General features: G+C 51.9%; 19 protein-coding genes. 11 read left to right on the top strand and 8 right to left on the bottom strand.

Going from position 1 to position 17,074, the window contains the following annotated elements:
- Positions 1-6 precede the first annotated feature (6 nt).
- The gene (locus HF324_RS21660) at positions 7-366 is read left to right on the top strand and encodes a DUF4260 domain-containing protein (protein ID WP_168804499.1); all 360 of its coding nucleotides are present in this window, start codon (positions 7-9) and stop codon (positions 364-366) included.
- 113 nt (positions 367-479) lie between these two features.
- Here the strand turns inward: HF324_RS21660 and HF324_RS21655 are convergent, their stop codons facing one another.
- Positions 480-2,927: a TonB-dependent receptor gene (locus tag HF324_RS21655; protein ID WP_168804498.1), complete on the bottom strand. Its 2,448-nt coding sequence runs from the start codon at positions 2,925-2,927 to the stop codon at positions 480-482.
- A 218-nt stretch (positions 2,928-3,145) separates the two neighbouring features.
- On the opposite strand from HF324_RS21655, the gene HF324_RS21650 reads away from it, so the two are divergent.
- Genes HF324_RS21650 through HF324_RS21640 form a run of 3 tightly spaced genes read left to right on the top strand, consistent with a single transcriptional unit; the run spans position 3,146 to position 5,693 of the window.
- Entirely contained in the window at positions 3,146-4,360 is a 1,215-nt protein-coding gene (locus HF324_RS21650; protein ID WP_168804497.1) for a sterol desaturase family protein, read from the top strand.
- A 42-nt stretch (positions 4,361-4,402) separates the two neighbouring features.
- Positions 4,403-5,242, top strand: a complete 840-nt coding sequence (locus HF324_RS21645; protein WP_168804496.1) for a helix-turn-helix domain-containing protein — start codon at positions 4,403-4,405, stop codon at positions 5,240-5,242.
- A gap of 37 nt (positions 5,243-5,279) precedes the next feature.
- Positions 5,280-5,693, top strand: a complete 414-nt coding sequence (locus tag HF324_RS21640) for a VOC family protein (protein ID WP_168804495.1) — start codon at positions 5,280-5,282, stop codon at positions 5,691-5,693.
- A 60-nt stretch (positions 5,694-5,753) separates the two neighbouring features.
- Here the strand turns inward: HF324_RS21640 and HF324_RS21635 are convergent, their stop codons facing one another.
- The 3 genes from HF324_RS21635 to HF324_RS21625 form a co-directional block, all read right to left on the bottom strand.
- A complete protein-coding gene (locus HF324_RS21635) occupies positions 5,754-6,134 on the bottom strand; it encodes a VOC family protein (protein ID WP_168804494.1) in 381 nt (126 codons plus the stop codon).
- Between the two features lie 11 nt (positions 6,135-6,145).
- A complete protein-coding gene (locus HF324_RS21630) occupies positions 6,146-6,694 on the bottom strand; it encodes a DUF4199 domain-containing protein (RefSeq protein ID WP_168804493.1) in 549 nt (182 codons plus the stop codon).
- Between the two features lie 112 nt (positions 6,695-6,806).
- Entirely contained in the window at positions 6,807-7,280 is a 474-nt protein-coding gene (locus HF324_RS21625) for a response regulator transcription factor (RefSeq protein ID WP_168804492.1), read from the bottom strand.
- A gap of 453 nt (positions 7,281-7,733) precedes the next feature.
- On the opposite strand from HF324_RS21625, the gene HF324_RS21620 reads away from it, so the two are divergent.
- Positions 7,734-8,615 (top strand): protease complex subunit PrcB family protein, encoded by an 882-nt coding sequence (locus tag HF324_RS21620; RefSeq protein WP_168860803.1) that lies wholly within the window; start codon positions 7,734-7,736, stop codon positions 8,613-8,615.
- A gap of 174 nt (positions 8,616-8,789) precedes the next feature.
- Here HF324_RS21620 and HF324_RS21615 read toward each other — a convergent pair whose 3' ends face one another.
- Both HF324_RS21615 and HF324_RS21610 read right to left on the bottom strand, forming a co-directional pair.
- The gene (locus tag HF324_RS21615; RefSeq protein WP_078668446.1) at positions 8,790-9,608 is read right to left on the bottom strand and encodes an SDR family oxidoreductase; all 819 of its coding nucleotides are present in this window, start codon (positions 9,606-9,608) and stop codon (positions 8,790-8,792) included.
- A gap of 32 nt (positions 9,609-9,640) precedes the next feature.
- On the bottom strand, positions 9,641-10,966 hold the full coding sequence (locus tag HF324_RS21610) for an amidohydrolase family protein (protein ID WP_168860802.1): 1,326 nt from the start codon (positions 10,964-10,966) through the stop codon (positions 9,641-9,643).
- 173 nt (positions 10,967-11,139) lie between these two features.
- Here HF324_RS21610 and HF324_RS21605 point away from each other — a divergent pair, with 173 nt between their 5' ends.
- The 6 genes from HF324_RS21605 (at position 11,140) to HF324_RS21580 (ending at position 15,611) form a co-directional block, all read left to right on the top strand.
- Positions 11,140-12,048 carry an ABC transporter ATP-binding protein gene (locus HF324_RS21605; RefSeq protein WP_168860801.1) on the top strand — a complete coding sequence of 303 codons (909 nt, stop codon included), beginning with the start codon at positions 11,140-11,142 and terminating at the stop codon, positions 12,046-12,048.
- A gap of 3 nt (positions 12,049-12,051) precedes the next feature.
- Positions 12,052-12,825, top strand: coding sequence for an ABC transporter permease (locus HF324_RS21600; RefSeq protein ID WP_168860800.1), 774 nt, complete (start codon positions 12,052-12,054; stop codon positions 12,823-12,825).
- A gap of 2 nt (positions 12,826-12,827) precedes the next feature.
- Positions 12,828-12,950 carry a hypothetical protein gene (locus HF324_RS33665; protein ID WP_258539173.1) on the top strand — a complete coding sequence of 41 codons (123 nt, stop codon included), beginning with the start codon at positions 12,828-12,830 and terminating at the stop codon, positions 12,948-12,950.
- Complete coding sequence (locus HF324_RS21595) at positions 12,947-13,849, top strand: sensor histidine kinase (protein WP_168860799.1); 903 nt, start codon at positions 12,947-12,949, stop codon at positions 13,847-13,849. The genes HF324_RS33665 and HF324_RS21595 overlap by 4 nt, the downstream gene beginning before the upstream one ends.
- Positions 13,846-14,532 carry a LytR/AlgR family response regulator transcription factor gene (locus HF324_RS21590; RefSeq protein WP_168804485.1) on the top strand — a complete coding sequence of 229 codons (687 nt, stop codon included), beginning with the start codon at positions 13,846-13,848 and terminating at the stop codon, positions 14,530-14,532. Before HF324_RS21595 ends, HF324_RS21590 begins: the two co-directional genes overlap by 4 nt.
- A gap of 566 nt (positions 14,533-15,098) precedes the next feature.
- Positions 15,099-15,611, top strand: coding sequence for a 2'-5' RNA ligase family protein (locus HF324_RS21580; protein WP_168804483.1), 513 nt, complete (start codon positions 15,099-15,101; stop codon positions 15,609-15,611).
- 147 nt (positions 15,612-15,758) lie between these two features.
- Here the strand turns inward: HF324_RS21580 and HF324_RS21575 are convergent, their stop codons facing one another.
- A complete protein-coding gene (locus tag HF324_RS21575) occupies positions 15,759-16,235 on the bottom strand; it encodes a YMGG-like glycine zipper-containing protein (RefSeq protein WP_168804482.1) in 477 nt (158 codons plus the stop codon).
- Positions 16,236-16,393: 158 nt separating this feature from the next.
- Entirely contained in the window at positions 16,394-17,026 is a 633-nt protein-coding gene (locus tag HF324_RS21570) for a DUF2306 domain-containing protein (RefSeq protein ID WP_168860798.1), read from the bottom strand.
- Positions 17,027-17,074 lie beyond the last annotated feature (48 nt).

Genomic DNA, 17,074 nt, shown 5'->3' with positions numbered 1-17,074 from the left:
TTTTATATGAAGACATTGTTGAATCTCGAAGAAGTTGCTATGTTCCTCATGGCCATCCTCCTTTTTAATGTGCGGATATCCTATGCCTGGTGGGTGTTCCCGGCCTGCCTGCTGCTACCGGACCTCAGCATGATCGGTTACGCTGCGGGCAACAAAGTGGGCGCCGTAGTGTACAACTTCTTTCACCATAAAGGGATCGCCCTGCTGGTATACCTCGCCGGTCACCTGCTGGGATTTGAATGGCTGGCGTTTGCTGGCATTATCCTGTTTGCCCACTCCTGCATGGACCGCGTATTTGGCTACGGGCTCAAATACATGACCGGCTTCAAAGACACACATCTGGGAGAGATTGGCCCACGGAAATAATTACAAATTACGAATTACGAATTACGAATTACGAATTACGAATTGAGGGCACCCTTACAGAGCGGTTATTTAATAACCTTTCCAAAAGGGTGCCCTCAATTCGTAATTCGTAATTAAAATTTAAAGGCTACGCTGGCAGAGAAGCGGCGGGGCATCATTCTCTCTACGGTCGTCCATCCGCCATAATATGCCTTGTCGGTGATATTGTCCATTTTCAGCGCAAGACGATAGGCATTCACCTGGTAGAAAATACCAGCATTCAATACAGTGTAGGATGGCAGCGTGAATACACCGGTCGCTTTTGAATTGGTGATCAGGTTTTCGCTGCCGTAGTTACCGCCGAATCCAAGACCAAGGCCGTGCAGTTTGCCGCTGGTAGCGGTATAGCTGATCCACCAGTTGGCCACATGCTCAGGGCCTGCGCTGACAGGGCGACGGCCGAGTATGCCGGAATCGGATTTCTCCATTTTGCTGTCATTATAACCATATCCCGCCACAATGTTTAATCCCGGCAGGGGATTGGCGATCAGGTCCACTTCCACACCCTTGCTGCGCTGGGAACCATCCTGTACGGTAATATTATAGTGGTTGCCGTCTTTTTCCACGTCAATGCTGCGTGTCATATTCGTCACGAGAATATTGTAGTAGCTGGCGCTCATGCTCAGTTTATTATTGAGCACATTCAGTTTCACACCGCCTTCAAACTGGTTGGCCTGCTGCGGCTTCAGCACGCCGCTGTACTCCGGCAGTGACTGGGTGACAGGCGCTGAATTTTTGAACCCGTTCATGTAGTTGGCAAACAGGCTTACTTTATCTTTCACTACCTGGTAGATCAAACCAAACTTCGGGGAGACGGAAGTCTGGCTGAAATCATCTTTGCCTTTCTCGCCGGTCACGTAGTTTTTGGTGGGTTTGGTAACAAAGTGGTCAACCCGTAAGCTGGCCATGGCGATCAGCTGGTCGGTGATATTTAATACGTCGGAAACGTAGGCGCTGTAAGTATAGTTGGTAGTGGCGTTTCTTACCTGCCCGGTCGTAGCCTGGGCCAGGCGGGCGTCTACGGCGGCCTTGTTGAGCTGGGAGTAGCGCGGGTCTTTTGGATTCACGGTATTAATGAGGTCGAAGCGGATATAGGGTGAGTTGTCGTTTTCGGTGAATTGGCTCAGGAAGTCCAGTCCGGCCACCAGGCGGTTGCGCAGGCTACCGATTTTGAAATCGCCGATGAAGTTCTGCTGAACGTCGGTGGCGGTGGTAGTGGAATTCTGGCGGGCCAGGTAACGGCTGATGAGCGTGTCGTTGGCGGGCATAGGGTTGTCCCGTGTGCCGCCCTCATCGAGGAACATCACGTAAGAGTAGTAGCCCTGGCTGCGGCGGGTGCTCCTGGAAACAGTCGTCTGGGAGGTCCACTGGTCAGATATTTTATAGTTGGCCTGACCGAAGAGGTTCACGGACGGTGTTTTGATGACAATATCGTTGCTGGTGAAAGACCGGGTGAAATCGATGCCCAGCTGGTCCGGTGTTCTGGCAATCAGCTGACGGCGACGGTTTAGGAATATCATGGTGGGGTTGGTGCCTTCACCGCTATAGAATTCTGTGTTCACGAGAAACGACAGGCGGTCGTTGACACGGTAGGAGAGGCTGGGAGCCAGGAACCAGGAGCGTTTAAAGCCTGCATCCTGGAAGCTGCCTTCAGAGTGATAGGCTGCATTGGTGCGCAGGATAACGGATTTATCCTTGTTTAGCGGGGTATTGAGGTCTGCCGTTACGCGGTTAAGGCCGTAAGTGCCGCCGGTGTAGCTGATTTCACCACCGAATGCGTCGTAAGGTTTTTTGGTGACGATGTTGATCAGGCCGCCAAAAGAAACGAGGCTGCTGCCGAACAGGGTGCCGGAGGGGCCTTTGATGGTTTCTACACGTTCAATGTCGGCCGGATCGGGGCTGCCGTTGGAGATGCCGGCAATACCGTTGACCATGGTAGGCTGTACCGCGAACCCGCGCATGGTGAAATAACCCGCGCCATCGCCGCCGCGGCCGGTGGAAGACCACAGGCGGGTAACCCCTGGCGCGTTTTTCAGCGCATCGTCAAAACTGGTGATCACCTGTTCTTTCATCAGTTCTTTGCCTATTACGTTGTACACCTGCGGATTTTCCAGGTTTTTGATGGGCAGGCGCGCGATATAATCACTTTCCTTGTTGGCCAGCTTGTTCTGGCCGCCAACTACGGTTACTTCCGACAGTTGTGTTTTGGATACCTGCAGGTGCAGCTTTACAGTGGCGGTTTGGCCGGCTGTTACGGTTACCGTCTCGGCCATGGGCTCGTATCCCAGCAGGGATACCTGTAATACATATGTTCCGGGCTCCAGGCGGCGGAAGGCGAAGTCGCCCTTACCATCGGTGACGGTGCCCCTGCTGTGCTGTTCGATGCGTACGCTCACAAAAGCGGCCGGTTCTCCCTCGCTGGTGACAATATTTCCTTTGATTCCTCCGGTGCCGCTCTGGGCGTTTACACCGGCTATCAGACTAAAGAGCGTTAATAATAACGCTGATAATTTCCTGGCCATGGCTGTGCTATAATGATGATATATGGTGATAAGTTGACAATCCCGGGCGCAAAATTCTATCAGTAAATAGAAGTTGCACCATCCAATCGGGAAAAATATTTACGCATTCGGGAATTATCCACGACAATTCAACCCGGTTATCCGACAATTCGGGAAAAAATGGCTGGCCGGGCTGCCGGGACGTCGCATTTTTGTAACGTCCATCAATAAAACACATCATGAAATTTGAAAAAGTGCATAACAAAGGGCAGGCGAGGCTTTTTAAGAGCCGTTACCTGGAGATGCTGACCAAAACGCACCCTGCGGTGATTTTTGGGATGTACCTGCCCGTTATCGGATATATGCTCTATTACAGCCATGCCACCCTGGGATATTCACTGCTCCGCGTAGTACTGACTTACTTCGGGGCCATGTTCAGCTGGACGCTCTTCGAATATGTGGCGCACCGGTTTATCTTTCACTGGGTCAGCGACCAACCGGCTATCCGCCGGGTAGTGTATACATTGCATGGCAATCACCACGAATACCCGCGCGACCGGCAGCGGCTGTTTATGCCGCCGGTGCCCAGCGTCATTATCTCTTCGCTCTTATTCAGTATTTTTTATCTCCTGATGAAAAACAATGCGTTCGCTTTCTTCCCGGGTTTTGTGTCCGGTTACCTGTTGTACGGAAGCATGCACTACGCTATCCATGCCTGGGCGCCACCGTTCAAATGGCTTAAACCGCTCTGGCGCAATCATCACCTGCATCACTATAAGAACGACGACCTGGGATTCGGGGTGAGTTCTACGTTGTGGGACCGGGTTTTCCGGACCATGTTCACGCTTTGCCTGCTGTTAAGCCTGTCTGTTGCCGGTTTCGCCCATCAGCAGGCCGAAGGGGAGTACCGGCTGGTAAAACGGGATAAGTCCATCTCCTTGTACGAACGATGGATCACGGCCGGTAACGAAGAAAGTGTGCGGGAGATCAAAGCGGTGTTCACCGTTCAGTCAGATGTGCCTTCAGTGGCGCGGCTGCTGACAGACCAGCAGCAGGGCGTGGTATGGAATGCCCGCGCCAAAGCTTACCAGGTGCTGCCGCTGGAAGAAGGCCGCGAATGGATCACTTACCTCAAATACAATATCCCCTGGCCTTTCGGCGACCAGGACTGCTGTCTGCTGTTCCGGCTGAAGATGCGGAATGAACGTTCCGGCGAAATCAGTTTCGAAAGTACGCTGAACAACCGTTTCCCTGTTTCCGGCGATGTAACGCGCATCACCGGCACCCGTGGCAAATGGCTGATGGAAGAAACCGGCAGTAACACCATGCAGATCACCTACACGATCACTACGAACCGCAGCGCCCGTATACCGCGGTGGGTATCGGACCCCATTATCCGCAACAATATGTTCGAAACGATGTCCACCTTCAGAAGCATCCTCGAAAAGCGTTGATAAATTGTGTTGTTTGATTATTTTTGGAGAAACCTCCGGTAAATGATCTACAGGGAGTTTGCACCTCACCCGCAACTGGCGCCATATGTTGAATGTTACTGGAAGGCCGACGCCGACAGGCCTCCCTTCCGGGAAGAGGAATCGCTGATTCCCGACGGCACCATAGAGCTGATGTTTAACTTCGGCGATAACTATGCCCGTGTCAAAGACGGTTCCCGCCAGCCGGTAAAAGGCTCTCATATTATCGGTATCCGCCGGCATGCGCTGCGGATCTCCCAAACCGCCCACCAGCATGTATTCTCCGTGCGCTTCCGGCTGGGTGGCGCCTATCCGCTGTTCCGCATCCCCGCCCATTTACTGGCCAACGACTTCTGGAGCCTGCCCGATGTGCTGGGCAAAGACTATACATTGCTCGAAGAACAGCTGTATGAAGCCGCTACAGACGAACAACGGGTGCAGCTCACCGACCGGTTTCTCCTCAGCCGCCTGCAATTTGATAATGCCCCCCATCATTTTCTGCAACAATGCACCGCCTGGATGCTGCAACGGGAGGAGGTGTCCGTTGCCGGCGCCTGTAAGGCTTTCGGCGTTTCCTACAAAGCGATGGAACGCCGCTTTTGCCAGGTGGCAGGACTCACCCCTGCCGAACTGCTGAAGATACGGCGGTTCAATAAAGCCATCCTGGCCATGTACAGCTGTCGTTATGAATCACTGACCGCCGTGGCGCACAGCTGCGGCTTCTATGACCAGTCCCATTTCATCCGCGAATTCAAACAGCTCTCCGGCACCACCCCGCGGCATTTCCTGAAAGAGCAGTATACTATTGTACAGGTGATACAGCCTGCCCTTGCGGCACGGCTGTCTAAATCGTACAATTTATAATCCGCCGCATTTATCACCTTCGTAAAAAATATATGTCATGGAAGGAAAAAAATATGAATTGATTCCCTATCTCACTTTCGGGGGCAATTGTGAAGAAGCAATGAATTTCTATGCGAAAGCGCTGGGCGGCACTTTTAAAGTATGGACCCGCTACGACAATCCGAACATGAACGCACCGGAAGCCTATAGGGACAAGGTGTTGCATAGCCGCCTGCATTTCAACGACCTGGCCATCTATGCCAGCGATATTTTCCCCGGCAAGGAGTCAAAGGGCAACAGCGGAGACGTATCCCTTTCGCTCACGTTCCCCGATGAGCAGACCGCGCAGCAGGCGTTTGACGCACTGTCTGCCGGCGGCACGGTAGGCGTACCTTTCGGCAAACAGTTCTGGGGTGACTGGCACGGCAACCTGACCGATAAATACGGGATTAAATGGATGGTGAATTGCTGATGGCCCCTGAAAGGCCTTGCGTAACAATGCGGCCAGGGTTCGTGCCCTGGCCGCATTGAGTCAGGAAATCTGCCCCAGGGTAATCAAATTGCCGCATCCGTCTTCAAAGATGGCTTCAATACCCCAGTCAACCTTGGTTGGAGGCTTTCGGAACACCACGCCTTTGGCAGTCAGCCGTTCGTATTCTGCTGCAATATCAGCAGTGCCCAATACGATGACGGGTATGCCTGCTGCGTATAGCCCTTCGTGATAGGCTTTGGCCAGCGGGTGGGTGGATGGTTCCAGCAGCAGCGTGGTGCCGTCCGGGTCTTCCGGGGAGACCACTACCGCCAGAAATGCTTCCGGCATATAGACTTTCTCTTTAAAGCCCAGTATCTCTGTGTAAAAGCGAAAAGCTTCCAGGGGGTCGTCAACGTGGACCCCGGTCATGGCTATTATCATATGGATATACTTTAGGAGTGAGTGATCATGGTGGCGGTGTCCCTGCCTTTTTTGCGTTTTAATATCAGGGCGCTGATGAGCGCGATCACGATGCCGATGGGCAGTACTTCCGAATAGGTGATGAGTATAACAAAAAGCGGGTTTTTATACATTTGTTTGAAGTTCTCCGCTTCCGCCATCTTTTTGCTGAGAGTGGCGGCGTCAGCGCCGGCTTCTTTGGCCTGCTTCAGCATATGGGCGTTGTATTTGTCCATGAAATCCGGGACAAACAGGTAGTAATCGACCAGCCATACCACCACATAGGCGGTGGAGGCGATCAGTGCTATCAGCAAACCTACTTTAAAAGCCAGGCCGAAGGTGACCGCGCCGTTGCTGTATTTGTCGCGGTAGTTTTTGACACCGATAAAAATGAAAGAGAAGGCGATCAGCATGCCGGCATAGCCCAGCACCATATTGCCTTTAAAGTCGGGGTCATTATAACACCAGAAAACAGAAAATACCATCATCAGGCTGATAATGGCGCCGGAAATTAATCCGAAAACGAGCACATTTTTTTTCATCTGTCAGTATTTAGTCGTGAGTACAAAAATGCCGTTCCGGCATCATTTTCCATTCATACTTTAGGATGATTTTGGACTTTTTACCTTTTTTCCTGCTTTCGGGTGATGATGATTATGGTATGATACTCAATCGTTTAGCTTTTTCCACGGCTTGTGTCCTTCTTTTGACGTCCAGTTTTTCGAATACGCGGGAGGCGTGGGTCTTGATGGTGTTCAGGGAAACGAACAGGCGGCCGGCGATCTCCTGGTTGCTGAGTCCATCGGCCATGAGTTGAAGCACTTCCAGTTCCCGGCTGCTCAGTCCGAGCCGGTCCAGTTCCGCGGTATTCAGCGAGAAGGGGGCAGCCGGTAACACCGGTACCGGTTTTTCCACGATCACCGTTTCCACTTTCGGCCGGGCCAGCTTTAACGCCAGCCAGATACCCAGCGCCGTAAAAATAACGGCTATCATGCCGACATATATTTCCATCGCATGATGAATGATCAGGAAACGAAGTTCCAGCCATTTCAGGAGAAATAGCAGGATGGCCAGGGAGAGGCCGTAGAGGATGTTTTGCCTGTTTCTGGTGATGGCTTGCCACTTCATGCGTAACTCATTTGCTGTCAGCGTAAAGTTACATATTTAACGCAAAAGGGATGGTCAGCGTTGCTCCGGCGCCAGTGACCATCCTTTCTCCGCTAAAGCCGCTTTGATGGTAGCGATGCCGTGAGGCCCCATACCATGCAGGTGTTTCAGGAATGATTCGGTGAAACCCGCAGGGGCAAGTCCGCCAATCAGGGGGCACCCCGCGACAAAACTTTTCCGTGGTCCGGAATGTATTAAATTATGGTTTCCTGTAACGAGCGCAGTAACATTTAAATATCCTTGTGCGTTGTACTGCTTTTGCCGGCTGCAGACAAGTGGTGGGCCATTAAAGTTTGACTATTAATCTATTATTTATCAAAAAATGATAAGAATTGTTGGTCGGGACATATGATTGTTCAATTGCATACAAGATAAAATAAATTACATTTGACACCAGAAAAACTCAATTTTCCCATGAACAGACGTACTGTTATTGCATTGCCGTTGGTTTGCCTGACGCTTCACAGCTCCCTCGCCAGCCTGGCTGCAAATGTTTACCCCGCTACGGAAACCGTTGCTACGGCCATGAACATGGCTGCTCAGCCAAAAGCGGCCAAAGCGATCACTTACGGCCAGGGTATAGACCTGATTGTAAAAGGGCTGGGCCTCAACATTGACAACATCCGGTTTATCAAAGAACCGAAGGCCACCGACTACTGCCAGTATGCAGATAATAAGGCATCCTACGCCCAGTCTGTGATTATTGCGGCCAACAACGGTATCACGCTGGACCGTAAACAACGTTTCAATACGCCTATGACCCGGGAGCAGTTTGCCCTCGCGCTGGAAGAAGCGATAGAGCACACCGGCCCGTACCCGATGAACATGATGTGGATCAATATCGGCGATGCTGCCGCTTTCGTTAACAAAGACAAGAGCAACAATGCGGTACAGGCGCTGATTAAATTCGGCGTGGTAAAGCTGGAGAGAAATAATTTCCGTCCAAGGGCCTATGTTACGCCGGCAGAAGCCAATGCCATGGTGGCAAAGGCCGCGGCATTCGTAAAAGAACACAAACAACGTATGGAAGAACATCAGCAACAGAGCGAGGTAACGGTAACGACTACCCCGGTAAACGCACAGGTCAACAGCGTGGTATTGTCCCGGGGCAGCAAGCCTAATTCCGGCTACCAGATTGCCATCACCGGCATCAACTTCGCCGAAGGCACTGCCACCGTACGTTACAAGCTCTCCAACCCGGAAGAAGGAAAGATGTACATGCAGGTGATCACTGAGCCTAAAGCCGAAACCTTTGTGGGCAGCGCTTATAAAGTAGTATTACAGGAAGATAAATAGTTTGCGGCCAGTGAGCAACAGCAGCGTGTTGCCGAACAACGGCCCGGTCAGCATGATAGCTGCCGGTTGCTCACTGGTACTATGGAATCGCTGGCGCCGGTGATCAGTGGCATAGAAAAAGAGTATCAGTTAACGGCCACGCCGACCATTATCCCCCGAACCCCCGGTATTTTTTTACAGGAACAAATCCGGCTGCAGTTTCCCGCCCGGTGTCACGTTGTAGTGCGCCAGATCTGTAATCCCCTCTGCTTTTAATACCGCTTCATCAATAAAGTTATTCCCTGTGCAGGACGCGGCAGGTTTGCCCAGGATATAAAATGCGGCATCCGCCATGATGTCGGGTTTGCGGCTTATTTTCATCAGGGCTTCTCCACCCAGCAGATTTTTGATAGCCGCCGTAGCGATGGTAGTGGCCGGCCAGAGGGAGTTGGCAGCAATACCGGCGGACTTCAGCTCTTCTGCCCATCCCAGCGTAAGCATGCTCATATTGTATTTACTGATGGTATACGCCACATGTGGGCCCAGCCATTTAGGGGAGAGATTCACCGGTGGCGACAGGGTGAGGATATGCGGGTTGTTGCCTTTTTTGAGATAGGGGATACAATGCTGGGTAACGAGGAAAGTACCTCTTACATTGATATCATACATCAGGTCGAAACGTTTGGCCGGCGTTTGTTCGGTGTTGGTCAACTGGATGGCCGAAGCGTTGTTAATGACCACATCGATGCCGCCGAATTTTTCAGCCGCCTGCTGCACGGCCTGTTGAATCTGGTCTTCTTCACGGATATCCACTTTTACCGGCAGGGCTTTACCGCCGGCTTTCTCTACGGCTTCCGCCACCGAAAAGATGGTACCTCCCAGGCGGGGATCTTCTTCCGTGCTTTTTGCGGCGATGACGATGTTGGCGCCGGCGGCGGCCAGTTTCAGGGCAATGGCTTCACCGATGCCTCTGCTGGCGCCGGTGATAAAAATAGTGCGGTTTTGAAAGGTCATATCAGGCTGCTTTTGTTGGGTGTACGAAAAGTTTATGGCCGGATGTTTTTACCGGCTTTATAGACCGTCACGATGTGCCGGGTGTTTTTAATGTCTTTCTCCGGGTTGCCGGCCAGTACCAGCAGGTCAGCTACCTGTCCGGGTGCGATGGTGCCGGTGTTCGGCAGTTTCAGCACTTTGGCGGCATTACGGGTGCCCACGCTGATGGCTTCCAGCGGTGTTAGTCCCGCCTGTACCATCAGTTCCAGTTCCAGGTGTTCTGAGAAACCCTGCGCTCTCACGGGCGTTGCGCCGGAGTCGGTCCCCATGGCTACCATAATGCCGGCGCGGTAGATGCGACGCAGGTTGCGCAGCGCTGTTTCGAAAGCCGCTTTGTTTTTGGCGAAGGCGGGAGAGGCCTGCAGCTGTTGCTGATAGGCAGGGGAGGTGATCATCTCGTATACGCCGGGTTCGAGTGAACGTTTAAAAAAATCGTCGTGTAGCCATTTGGGTTGGCGTGCATAGATATAGGCGTATTCATCGAGCGACAGCGTAGGGACGTATACGATACCTTTTGACTTCATGGTTTGCAGCAGCTGTTCGTCGATGTCTTTATCGCGGATACTGTGTGCGAAGATGTCCACGCCGGCGTTGGCCAGTTGCAGTGCGTCTGCTGCGTAATACAGATGCGAAGCGGCTCTGATGCCATGTTTGTGGGCTTCGGAGATGACTGCCTGGTATACTGCCGGTTCCATCTTTTTAAAACGTCCGCCAAAATCATCTACCCATAGTTTTATCACGTCGGGATGTACCTGTGCTACTTTATCCATGGCGGGGGCCACATCGGCGACGGTAGCAGGCCGGTTGACGAGGTCCATGCCATAGTCTACCGGCGGTGCGGCATTGGGCACGCCAAAGCCATAGCCGGCGGAATGCAGGCGTGCGCCTGGCAGCTGGCCGGTGGCGGAGGAGTCGCGCAGGCCGCTTTCAAACAGCAGGGGCCTGTCGGTACCCATGGCTAGCACATGCAGCACGCCATAGTCGGCATACTGCTGTAGCTGCCGCAGTATGTTTTCCCGGGTGTAGTTGACGGCGTTGGTGGTGATGCCCCTGAGCGTGCCTACGTGCGTATGTACGCTGATCAGCGCGGGCATGACGGTTTTACCGCTCAGGTCTACCACTGTAGCTCCCGGAGCGTTGAGACGGGGGCCTACTGCAGCGATGGTGTCTGCCTGTAGCAGGATATCGGTATGCTGCCGGGAACGGCTGCCGGTACCGTCTATTACGGTGGCGTTTTTTAACAGTATCGTCTGCGCGGTGGCTGCTGTCCCCGATAACAGGGCAGCTGTTACCAGCAGCGCAGAAAGGGTATTTGTCATCCTCATCGGTTTTTATAGATCTATCTTAAATATAACCCAGACTGCATAAACTACCATGTAAAATTTTGCAGGACATTTTACCGGTTTTGCAGAGAAAGCGCCGGATATCACACAATACCGTTGGCTGACGCGGACTGAGCGGCTATTTTTGAACAGTCATCATTTATTTATTTATGGATTACTGTATTGAAGTAGCCGATCTGGCATATCAGTTTAGAGACGGCACGCCAGTGTTGCATAATATAGCGCTGCGGGTGCCGCAGGGCGCTATCTATGGTTTTCTTGGTCCTAACGGCGCCGGCAAAACGACGACGCTTCGCCTGATCACCGGACTACTGCGTATGCAGACGGGCGCAGTCCATATTCTGGGGCACCCTTTCCGGGAGCACCGCCTGGAGGTGCTGCGGCAGACGGGCTGCCTGATCGAAAGTCCGGCGATATACGAGCACCTGAGCGCCGCGGAAAACCTGTTGGTGTTGCAGCGTATTTATCAATGCCCGAGGTCCCGTATCATGGAGGTGTTGCAGACGGTGGGACTGGCGGCGGCGGCCCACAAAAAGGCCGGGCAGTTTTCGCTGGGCATGAAACAGCGGCTGGCGCTGGCGATGGCTATGTTGCATCGTCCGAAGCTGTTGATACTGGACGAGCCTACCAACGGATTGGACCCCAACGGTATCATCGAGATGCGGGAGTTGTTGAAGAAGATCAACCGGGAGCAGGAGATCAGTATCCTGATTTCCAGCCATCTGCTGCCGGAAGTCGAGCGGCTGGCCACCCATATCGGCATCATCAGCCAGGGGCGTATGGTGTTTGAAGGCAGCCTGGAGCAGCTGGCGGGGTTGCGGCAGCAGGTGAGTGGCTATCTGCTGGACACCACGGACAACATGGCCGCGATGGCGCTGCTGGCGGCCCGCAACGTGCCGGTTGGCACCGATACCGGCAGGATACAGGTGCCTGCGTTGCCGGCAACGGCCATCGCGGAGCTGAACAGCCACCTGGTGCAGCGCGGTATTGGCGTATTCGGCATTCAGCCTGTTAAAAACGATCTCGAAACCATCTTTATGGACCTTATTCAATCTTAAATCATGACAGCTTATCTCTATAGTGTACAGAGCGAGTGGATCAAGCGAAGACACAGTGCGGCCGCCTGGCTCACGGTCATTGGCGGCACGCTGGTGCCGGTCATCGTAATGTGTATCCGTTTTTATCATTTCGATCTGCTGGCAAAACAAAATGCTTCGGCGGATATCTGGGTGCAGCTGTACAACCGCTCCTGGCAGTATATGGGTTTCTTTCTGCTGCCGATCGGCGTGGTCCTGGTCACCAGCCTGATCACGCAGCTGGAGACCCGCAGCAACGCCTGGAAGCTGTTGCATGTGACACCGCAACGGTTTACCACCATCTTCCTGGCTAAACTGACTGTCATCCTGGTCATGTTATTGTTCTTCTTCCTGTTGTTTAATACCGGTATTTACCTGACAGGCGTGCTGCCGGCATTGTTCGTAAAGGGAGTACCTTTCCCCGCAGCGCCTTTTCCATGGCTGAAATACCTGTATGGTAACGGACAATTCCTGCTGGCCTGTTTACCGATAGTGGCGATGCAGTTCCTGTTGGGATTACTTTACCGGAATTTTATGGTGCCGCTGGGAATCGGGCTGGCCGGGTATATTGTGTCTGTCATTGTATTCCAGTGGAAATACAGTTACATTATTCCCTACATTTACTGTATACTCGTATTTAACGACGGTTTTCATCAGGTGATAAGACCTGTCAGTATTTACGCCCTGGCCGCAGGCTATTTTATAACATTCTGCGTAGTGGCGTATGTGTTATATATCAACAAAAGGGAAAAAGGATAACTATGAAAAAGATCGTCACGGTTGTGATACATATCGGCTACTGGATGATGTATTGTTTCCTGCTCTTTTTTTGTCTGGTGATCGTTACCCGGGGAAAATTACGGCTATTGACATCAGCAGTATGATACCGATAGCCATTTTTTGTTTCGTACCTGCGCTGCTGGGTTTTTATAGTTTTTACGGTCTGTTGTTCAAACGCTATATGCATCCTCACCGGATAGGGTGGCTGTTTCTGACAGGTGTGGCGGCGGTACTTCTCAGCGGGTTTATTTCCCTGCTGCTGCTGTTGCCTTACAAAGGTCTCGCCGGCAACTGGCGGCAGTTTGCCGCTTTGGTACTGGTAACGGCCGGACTGGCAACCATTCATGGCATTATCGGATTGGTCTTGAAAGGCTTTATCAGTTGGTATAATGACATCAAAATAAAAGAAGCGCTGAACAGGAAAAATTATGAGACGTCTATGGCGCTGATTAAAGCGCAGATCAACCCTCATTTTTTGTTTAACACGATTAACAACATTGACATACTGATTTCGAAAGATGCACAGAAGGCCTCCATGTATCTGAATAAACTATCCGGCATCATGCGGTTTATGTTGTATGAAACCGACGGGGAGCTGATACCGCTGTCGCGGGAGATGACCTACATCGATCAATACATTGAGTTACAGCGTATCCGCTCGTCCAATGCAGGTTATGTGACCTATGAAGTGACCGGAACGCCCGGCAACCGTATGATAGCGCCGATGCTGTTCATTTCCTATATCGAAAATGCCTTTAAACATGCGGAGCATAAAAAGGCGGAAAAAGCGATACAGATACGGCTGCAGATAGAAACAAACCGGATGGTGTTCGTCTGCCGTAACCTTTACAGCGTGACGGCGCCGATGAAGCAGGAACACAACGGGCTGGGCAACGACTTGCTGCAAAAGCGGTTGCAGTTACTGTATCCCGGCCGGCATGAACTGAGTATCACCCGGGAAGCGGGCGTTTACCAGGTAAACCTTATATTACAGGACGCATGAAAATCAGTTGTATCATAGTAGAAGACGAGCCGCTGGCGCTGGAGCGGGCGAAGGAGTACGTAGAGAAGCTGCCTTATCTGCAACTGCTGGCTACTTTCGACAATGGCGCCGACGCGATGGTATACCTTCGCCTGCATCCGGTGCAGCTTATCCTGCTGGACATCAATATCCCGGGTATCTCAGGCATACAATTGCTGGAGGCGGACAATACACGCTGCGAAGTGGTGCTGATCACGGCTTATGAACAATATGCACTGAAAGGATATGAGCTGAACGTGACGGACTATCTCCTGAAGCCTTATACCTTCGACCGGTTTATACAGGCCATGGACAAGGTACAGCATAACCTGCAACGGCAGGCGCCTGCTGCGCCGGCATACATCTTCATTAAAACATCGTGGAAGCTGGAGAAAGTATCGCTCGATGATATCTTATACATCGAAGGGCGGCGTGACTACCGTAAAGTATATACGCAGCAGAAGCAGATCATGACGTTGCAGCCGTTCGGCTGGTTTGAGCAGGAGCTGCCGCCACAGCAGGTCTGCAGGGTGCACAAGTCCTATATGGTGGCCATCTCCAAAATTGACAGTATTGAAAAAGACGGTATCCGGGTGGGCGATGCTATCATCCCGGTGTCGGAGACTTACCGCAAACAGTTCTACGCACTGATTACGCGCGGCTGATTTTTCTACGGGTAAACCAGTAGCAAATTATGAAGAAAAGGAGGGCAATGAGGAGCCGGTACCATTTAACGATGGGGGCTTCGTACAGGTGACCGCGAGGAAAACTATAAAACCCTGTCAAATTAGTCAACCATTGTGAAGTGGCGTCGATGTGTGTTATGATAATGACAACAATCAATAACAGGCATGTAAATCCCGTCTGGGTTACGCGCTTTCCGAAGAGCGCCATTATTGGGACGATGCCCAGGAGTAATAACCCTGCCAATATAAATTTTGCTCTATGAGAGAGGAATCCCAGGAGTTCATTGTCCCGGAGATCGATGGCTATCGTACTGTACAGGACGATCGAAATTCCCAGCGCAATTAAGCCAAGGATGGAAAAGGTTGTATTGGCAATGCGTAAATATGTTGACCGAACATTTTTTAATGCGGGTATGAATACAGCAGCTATCAGAAAAAGGAAGATGGAAATAGCACAACCGTCTATCAGATAAGTAAGGATATCCCAGGTATGTTCCATTATACGGGTAAGATTGTTACTTTGCAAAATACAGATAAATGTGCGTATGTTTCAATTGCAGCCCAAACCGGTCATCGTAACGCTGGAAATAAGCCCTTCCGATATGGCATGGTTCAATACTTTGAGGGAGTTGCATTTCCCGGCGCATGCCAATTACCTCAAGGCGCATCTTACCTTGTTCTACCGGTTGCCCGGTATGGAAGCCGCTATCCCTGAGACGTTGCAACAGTATAGCCAACGGGCCCCTATGCCACTGCAGGTAAATGATATTGTGAGCTTCGGTACCGGGGTGGCCTATACGTTGCACGCCCCCGCGCTACAGGAGCTGCATAAGGACTTACAGGCCGCATTTGATCCCTGGCTGGTACGGCAGGACCGGCAGCCGCTCCGGCCGCATATTACCATACAGAATAAAGTAACCGCTTTTAAGGCGGCGCAGCTGCAGGCACAGCTAAAAGAAACTTTCACTCCATTCGATATCACCGCGACCGGTTTCGGTACCTGGGCGTACCTGCAGGGCCCCTGGAAAGCGCTGGACAAGTTTATGTTCCGGGAGTGATAGCCCTGTGACCGGATCCCTCATCTTAGCCAAGAACTCCAGCCCGGCGGCCCTGCGGGCAATAAAAAACGCCTCCGGGGGGAGACGTCTTTTATAAAGAAATAAGTGATTAAATATAGAGCGGGATTTTAATCCCGGGAAAACAAATTATTGCTGTGCGGCTCTTTTCTTTTTGGTGTGGTCCACGATCGCACCGGTACCTGCGCCTACGCCTGCTCCAATGATAGCGCCGATGGCGGCACCTTTCACGCGGTCAGGGTTTACGATAGCCCCGGTGATGGCACCGGCGCCAGCACCTACTACGGCACCTTTAGCGGTATGGCTCCAGCCTTTTTTCTTCTGCGGAGCGGGTGCTGGTGCGGGAGCAGGGGTATTATCGGCGGCTACGGTGTTGGGCGCTGCGTAGTTATTGCGGGCAGGCGCTTCTACCGGGTGGCTTTTATGGGCGGAATGATGGATAGCGTTCATGGAGTCGATCACCTGCTGTTTAGCTACGTTAACGGCATTGATGGAATCGAGCGTCTCTTGTTTGGCCTTTTCAACTGCTGCTGCAGTATCGGCACTGTTACTGTTACATGCGAAGAGTGTTACTACAGTGGCTAAGGCTAAAACTATCTGTTTCATGGTTCAAATTTTTGAAGAATCTTAGGTTTAGCCACGTTTAGCGAAAATTATGCCATATGTTTAAAAAGAAGTATAAAAATTTAGTTTTATGACGCCTACGGTTGGTGGATATTTAGTATATGTTTGACTGTTAGGTGGTTATCCTGGGGAAAAATACGTTATGCTGCGCTGGGCCGGCGCGCGATGAGCCAGGCCACGAAAATATTAGGCACCCAGCAAAGCCAGGCTACCACGCGGTACGCAATGACAAACTGATGCAGTTCATATACCAGCAGCGGGAGCCACAGCCGGAGCGTGACGGCGGCGAGGCAGGCGGCGTAACTGTAAATCATCAGCTTTTCATGCTGTGCCGTATTACCTTTTATGATGGTGGTATAAGCCAGCAGGGTAGTGGTAAACCAGACGATGGCCAGGCAAATGAAGCCGGCCTGCGCAACGGGTCCGGCGGTGGCGGTGAAGCCGATACAGAAGCCTGCCAGGCTGCTGATCAACACGGCGATGACATATACTTTACCCAGTTGCCGGTGAAATTGTACCCGCCGTTCCCTTAACCTGCGATTGAATTGCAACCAGCCGATCAGCAGTGCCAGCCCGCCGGGAAGGATGTGGGCATAGAAACCGATGCGCCACAGCGTATTGGTCAGTAATGCAGGAGGTTTGGAACGGAGCAGCCCAAACTTCTCTCCCAAAACAAAATAAAGGGAAGGGTAAAGGCCTACGATGACGGCCAGCAGGGATAGCAGTATCCAGGCGCCGGTGCGGAAGTACTTTGCGGTGGGGGACACATTCATGGGAAGGGGATTTAACCCCTATAAATTGCGAATAAAATCCGGCATTAG

This window comes from Chitinophaga oryzae, from assembly GCF_012516375.2.
Lineage (GTDB): Bacteria > Bacteroidota > Bacteroidia > Chitinophagales > Chitinophagaceae > Chitinophaga > Chitinophaga oryzae.
This window is presented reverse-complemented; position numbering and strand designations above follow the sequence as displayed.